Origin of the sequence: Nocardioides sp. (genome assembly GCF_034670285.1) — a bacterium.
Lineage (GTDB): Bacteria > Actinomycetota > Actinomycetes > Propionibacteriales > Nocardioidaceae > Nocardioides.
This window is the reverse complement of record NZ_JAXMNS010000274.1, coordinates 1-5312: the sequence shown is the minus strand read 5'-3', so window position 1 is coordinate 5312 and position 5312 is coordinate 1. Positions and strand designations below refer to the sequence as shown.

Annotated in this window: 8 protein-coding genes and 1 tRNA gene; all 9 read right to left on the bottom strand. The window is 69.5% G+C overall.

Annotated elements, in window-relative coordinates; all coding sequences use genetic code 11:
* Nucleotides 1-663 (bottom strand): mechanosensitive ion channel (locus tag VOI19_RS13635; protein ID WP_323793508.1); only part of this gene is annotated, 663 nt, incomplete at its 3' end.
* Between the two features lie 186 nt (nt 664-849).
* Nucleotides 850-922 (bottom strand) — tRNA-Ala (locus tag VOI19_RS13630).
* Between the two features lie 82 nt (nt 923-1004).
* Nucleotides 1005-1637, bottom strand: coding sequence for a histidine phosphatase family protein (locus VOI19_RS13625; protein ID WP_323793507.1), 633 nt, complete (start codon nt 1635-1637; stop codon nt 1005-1007).
* 2 nt (nt 1638-1639) lie between these two features.
* On the bottom strand, nt 1640-2026 hold the full coding sequence (gene rsfS, locus VOI19_RS13620) for a ribosome silencing factor (RefSeq protein WP_323793506.1): 387 nt from the start codon (nt 2024-2026) through the stop codon (nt 1640-1642).
* Entirely contained in the window at nt 2023-2649 is a 627-nt protein-coding gene (nadD, locus tag VOI19_RS13615; protein ID WP_323793505.1) for a nicotinate-nucleotide adenylyltransferase, read from the bottom strand. Before nadD ends, rsfS begins: the two co-directional genes overlap by 4 nt.
* A gap of 10 nt (nt 2650-2659) precedes the next feature.
* Nucleotides 2660-2818: a hypothetical protein gene (locus VOI19_RS13610; RefSeq protein WP_323793504.1), complete on the bottom strand. Its 159-nt coding sequence runs from the start codon at nt 2816-2818 to the stop codon at nt 2660-2662.
* 34 nt (nt 2819-2852) lie between these two features.
* Nucleotides 2853-3320 (bottom strand): hypothetical protein, encoded by a 468-nt coding sequence (locus VOI19_RS13605; RefSeq protein WP_323793503.1) that lies wholly within the window; start codon nt 3318-3320, stop codon nt 2853-2855.
* Complete coding sequence (locus VOI19_RS13600) at nt 3320-3934, bottom strand: CDP-alcohol phosphatidyltransferase family protein (RefSeq protein ID WP_323793502.1); 615 nt, start codon at nt 3932-3934, stop codon at nt 3320-3322. The genes VOI19_RS13605 and VOI19_RS13600 overlap by 1 nt, the downstream gene beginning before the upstream one ends.
* 30 nt (nt 3935-3964) lie before the next feature.
* Complete coding sequence (locus VOI19_RS13595) at nt 3965-5227, bottom strand: glutamate-5-semialdehyde dehydrogenase (protein ID WP_323793501.1); 1263 nt, start codon at nt 5225-5227, stop codon at nt 3965-3967.
* Nucleotides 5228-5312: the final 85 nt, after the last annotated feature.

Genomic DNA, 5312 nt, shown 5'->3' with positions numbered 1-5312 from the left:
GGCCGCAGCCAGGATGGACGGGATGGCGTTGAGGATCAGCGTCAGCATCTCGGTGGCGGGCTCGGAGATCGCGGCGATGCCCAGCACCTGCACGGCGGAGATCGACACCACGACCAACACGATCACGAAGACGAGCTGACCGAGGATCTTGGACAGCTTGGGACCGTCGTCGGCCGTCGTCCGCGCGGCCGTGTCGGTGCCACCGACAGCGGCGGCGTGCGCCGGCGTCGGGTCAGTGCTCTGCAGCTTGCCCATCACCCGGTCGGCGCCGGCTGTGCGGAGGGCGGTCTCGACGAGCTCACGGGCGATCTTCGCCAGGACGAGACCGATGAGGAACAGGATGCCGGCGCCCAGGATGCCCGGCAGCGCGGCGAGGGCGCCGTCGAGCAGGTTCTGGATCGGCGTGACCACCTGTGTGAGGTCGAAGAGGTTGAGCACCGCCATCAGGCCGAACAGCCAGATGATCAACGCTGCGATCGAGCCCAGGGAGGCACCGACGCTCTGCCCACCCCCGTCGTCGCCCTGCAGCGCCTTGATCTTTCCCAGCGCTCGGGTGAGGACGGTCTTGACCACACGCGCCAGGATCCAGGTGATGACCAGGATGATGACGGCCCCAGCGGCCTTGGTGAGGATGTCCGCGAAGTCGATGTCGTCGAAATTCATGGTGACTCCTTCGGTAGGGAGTGGATCGAGCGCTTTCGACGCTACTCGCGGCAAAGGGCCCGTTGAGCGGTCTGCACAAGACCTTCACAACGCCCTCACGACACCTTCACCAGGCGGAAAAGCAACGAACCCGGGCCCTCGACGGAGGACCCGGGTGCGGTGTCGATGTGCTGGACATCTGTTCGGTGGAGCTGAGGGGATTCGAACCCCTGACCCCCTGCATGCCATGCAGGTGCGCTACCAGCTGCGCCACAGCCCCGAACCTGTTGCCTGCTTGCTGCAACTCGCAGAACTTTAGCCAACGCGGGCGACGATGTGAAATCGGCCCCCCCGGATCGGCGTCAGACCGTGCGGTTGTAGGCCGTCAGTCGCAGGTCGCGAGCGCCGGGGTGCTCGTCGAGAACGACCCAGCCGCAGTTGCTCAAGCCCCGCAGCGAGTGGAACTGGTCGTCGGGCCACCCGAGGAGGGCACCGGTGGCGACCCGGATCGCGGCGCCGTGCGAGACCGCCACGACGGTCTCGCCGGGCGCGGCCTGGTCGAGCAGCTCGCGCAGCACGGTGGTCATCCGGACCTCGACGGCGGCGGTGCGCTCGGCGGTCGGGCAGGCGTCGTACTGACCGAGCCGGAACTGGTCGAACTCCTCGGCATCGAGGGCGCCGTACTCGGCGTGGGTGAGGCCCTCGCGCTCACCGAAGGAGAACTCCCGCAGCCGGGCGTCGTACGACGGCGCCAGGCCGGTCGCGACAGCCACGGGCTCGCAGGTCTGGCGCGCACGAGCGAGGTCGGAGCACCACAGTCGGGTCGGCGACATCTTCGCGACGGCCGCGGCGACCTGCTCGGCCTGCGCGCGTCCGACCTCGTCGAGGTCGACCTCGAGCTGACCCTGGACCCGTCCGGCGTGGTTCCAGGCCGTGCGGCCGTGGCGAAGCAGGACGAGTCGGCGCGGCGCGTCCGTCGGTGTGGTCTCCCGCACCGTCAGGAGGTCTTCGGGGCCGGCCCGGTGACGTCCTCGGGCAGCTCGATGGCCGGGCAGTCGCGCCAGAGACGCTCGAGGGCGTAGAACTCGCGCTCCTCCTCGTGCTGGACGTGCACGACGATCTCGCCGTAGTCGATGAGCACCCAACGACCGTCGCGCTCACCCTCGCGGCGGATCGGCTTGGCGCCGATCTCGCGCAGCTTGTCCTCGACCTCGTCGACGATCGCCTTGACCTGGCGGTCATTGCTGGCCGAGGCCAGCACGAACACGTCGGTGATGGCCAGCTGCTCGCTGACGTCGAAGGCGATGATCTTGTCGGCCAGCTTGTCGCTGGCGGCGCGAGCCGCTGCGAGCGCGAGCTCGAGGGCGTGGTCGGTGGCAGTCATGGTGAGTCTTCCGTAGTGGGGTAGAGGCGGTGCTTGGTGATGTACTGGACGACGCCGTCAGGCACGAGGTACCAGACGGGTCGTCCCTGTCGGTGGCGCTCACGGCAATCGGTCGAGCTGATCGCCAGAGCGGGGATCTCCAGCAGGGTGACCCGGTCGTGCGGCATCAGGTCGATCGTGGCCGGGTCGAGCTCGGCTCCGGGGCGGGTGCACCCGACGAAGTGAGCGAGGTCGAAGACCCGGCGCGCGTCGCGCCAGCTGAAGATGTCGCCCAAGGCGTCGGCCCCGGTGATGAAGTAGAGATCGGCGTCGGGCAGCTCGGCTGCCAGGTCGTGCAACGTGTCGATCGTGTAGGTCGGACCGTCGCGGTCGATGTCGACGCGCGAGACCCGGAACCGCGGGTTCGACGCCGTCGCGACGACCGTCATCAGGTAACGGTCCTCGGCCGGCGAGACGACCCGGTCGGACTTCTGCCACGGACGCCCGGTCGGCACGAAGACGACCTCGTCGAGGTCGAACCAGGCCTGGGCCTCCGAGGCCGCGACGAGGTGCCCGTGGTGGATCGGGTCGAAGGTCCCACCCATGACGCCGACGCGGCGCCGCGCGATCGCGCGATGGGTCATGAGAGCGGCACTAGCTGTGCTCGCGTCCTCCGCCGAAGGCGACCAGTCCGATGAGGAGGGCCAGCAGGATGCCGAGCGTGACCGCCCCGAAGATCCAGGGGGCGACGGCGGGCTCGCCGGCCTCCTCTGAGGCGCGGAGGACGGCAGTGGTGATCAGGCTCAACGACATGGCCCCAGCCTAGGCCATTCCTCGGTGCATCTCGTCAATGGAACCCCACCTGGAGCCCCTCGACGCCGAGGAAGATCAGCGTGAACCGCAGCGTGCGCCCCACGAAGACCATGGGCACGAAGACCCAGAGCGGCATCCGGAGGAAACCGGCGACCGCGGCCATGGCCAGCAGCGGCGGCAGACCGACCGACGAGGCGAGGAAGATCACGCCGCCGGAGAACCACGGACGGCCCTCCATCCGACCGACCCAACGGTCGTAGCCGGCACGCACCTTGGGGGCGGCGAGCTTCCTCTGCATCCAGGGTGACTCCGAACCCTTGCGGGCAACTTGATACCAGACCACCTTGCCGATGGTCGCTCCCCCGCCGGCCGCGAGGCCGAGCGCCAGGGCGATGCCGAAGCCGGAGTTCTGGGTCGCGGCGCCCGCGATGTAGACCTCGATCGGCACCGGGACGATGGCTGTGAAGATCCCGATGAAGAAGGTCGAGAGCCACAGGAGCATCAGGCCGGCGCCCGTTCGGGCACCGGTAGTCCCAGCTCGAGGAGCCACTTGAGCGAGACGCACTTGAGCACGACGAGACCGATCGCGATCACCAGCCCGAGCCACCACCAGCCGGTGACGAGCAGCAGGACGGCGAACAAGGAGGAGTTGACCGCCTTGGCCGGCTTGGACCAGTTCCAGCGGTAGATGCGCTCGTCGACCTCGTAGAAGTAGTTGGGGCTGCGGATCGGCCAGGCCAGGAAGGCCAGGGACAGGAAGAAGTCGATGACCAGGAACTCGAACAGGTAGACCGCCACCGGCAGGATCATCTCGTGCTGGAGCGCGGCGAAGCCGAGGTAGAAGGCAGCGCAGTTGAGCCGGTCGCACAGCATGTCCATGACGCCGCCGATGCGCGTCTCACAGTTGAAGCGACGCGCGTAGGCACCGTCGGCCATGTCGCCCACCCAGTAGACCCCGAGGCCCCAGACGAGCCAGGCGAGGTCCTCCTGCCAGACGCCCACCAGGCACAGCCCGAATGAGATGATCGTGCGGGCGAACGTGATGACGGTGGCCCCGGTCCAGAGCCGCTCGGCGGCGACATCGGCGTACGTCGGGGCTGCTGAGCGATCGACCACGCCGTGACCCTACCCGGCGTGGTCCCGCGCTCAGCGCACGTGGCCGTCGCCGGTGACGACGTACTTCGTGGACGTCATCTCGGGCAGGCCCATGGGGCCTCGCGCGTGCAGCTTCTGGGTGCTGATCCCGATCTCGGCGCCGAACCCGAACTCCGAGCCGTCGGTGAACCGGGTCGAGGCGTTGACCAGGACCGCGGCGGAGTCGACGGCGGCGACGAAGCGCCGTGCCGTCGCCTGGTCGCGGGTCAGGATCGCCTCGGTGTGACCGCTCGAGAAGCGGCGCACGTGCGCGATCGCGGCGTCGACGTCGGCGACGACGGCCACGGAGATGTCGAGCGAGAGGTACTCGGTGGCGTGGTCGTCGTCGGTGGCCGCGACCACCCCGTGAAGGGCTGCGGTGACCGGGTCGCCGTGCACCGTCACCCCGGCGTCCTGGAGCGCGGTGACGACCCGCGGCAGGAAGTCGTCGACGAGGTCGGCGTGCACCAGCAGCGACTCCGCGGCGTTGCAGACGCTGGTGCGGTGGGTCTTGGAGTTGAGCACGACGGCCAGGGCCTGGTCCTGGTCGGCGGCGGCGTCGACGTAGACGTGGCAGTTGCCCACCCCGGTCTCGATCACGGGCACGGTGGAGCCCTCCACCACGCTGCGGATGAGGCCCGCTCCCCCACGCGGGATCAGCACGTCGACGAGACCTCGTGCGCGCATGAGCGCGGCCACGGTGTCGTGGGAGGTCGCCGGCACCATCTGGACGGCGTCGGCGGGCAGGTCGTGGGTGGTCAAGGCCTCGCGCAGGGCGTCGATGATCGCGGCGTTGGACGACGATGCGCTGCTCGACCCGCGCAGCATGACGGCGTTGCCCGACTTCAGGCAGATGCCGGCCGCGTCGGCGGTGACGTTGGGGCGGGCCTCGTAGATCGTCGCGACCACGCCGAACGGCACGCGCACCTGGCGCAGCTCGAGGCCGTTGGCCAGCGTGCTGCCACGCACCACCTCCCCCACCGGGTCGGGCAGGCCTGCCACCTCGCGCAGGCCCTCGGCCATGGCCTCGAGCCGCTCCGGGGTGAGCCGCAGCCGGTCGACGACGTTGGCGGCCGTCCCCGCGCCCTCGGCGCGTGCGACGTCCTCGGCGTTGGCGGTGAGGATCGGCGTCGCCGCCGTGACGAGCGCGTCGGCCATGGCCAGCAGGGCGGCGTCCTTGGTCGCGCGGGTGGCCAGCGCCAGGTCGTGGCTGGCCTCGCGGGCGCGGACGGCGAGGGCATGGACGGCGTCGATCACGTCGGTGGTGCAGGTCACGAGGCGAGCCTAAGGGGTGTCGTTTGGTCCCAAACGACAGCGTCCAGGGGCGAAAACGTGTCGTCTGGGACCAAACGCCAATCGG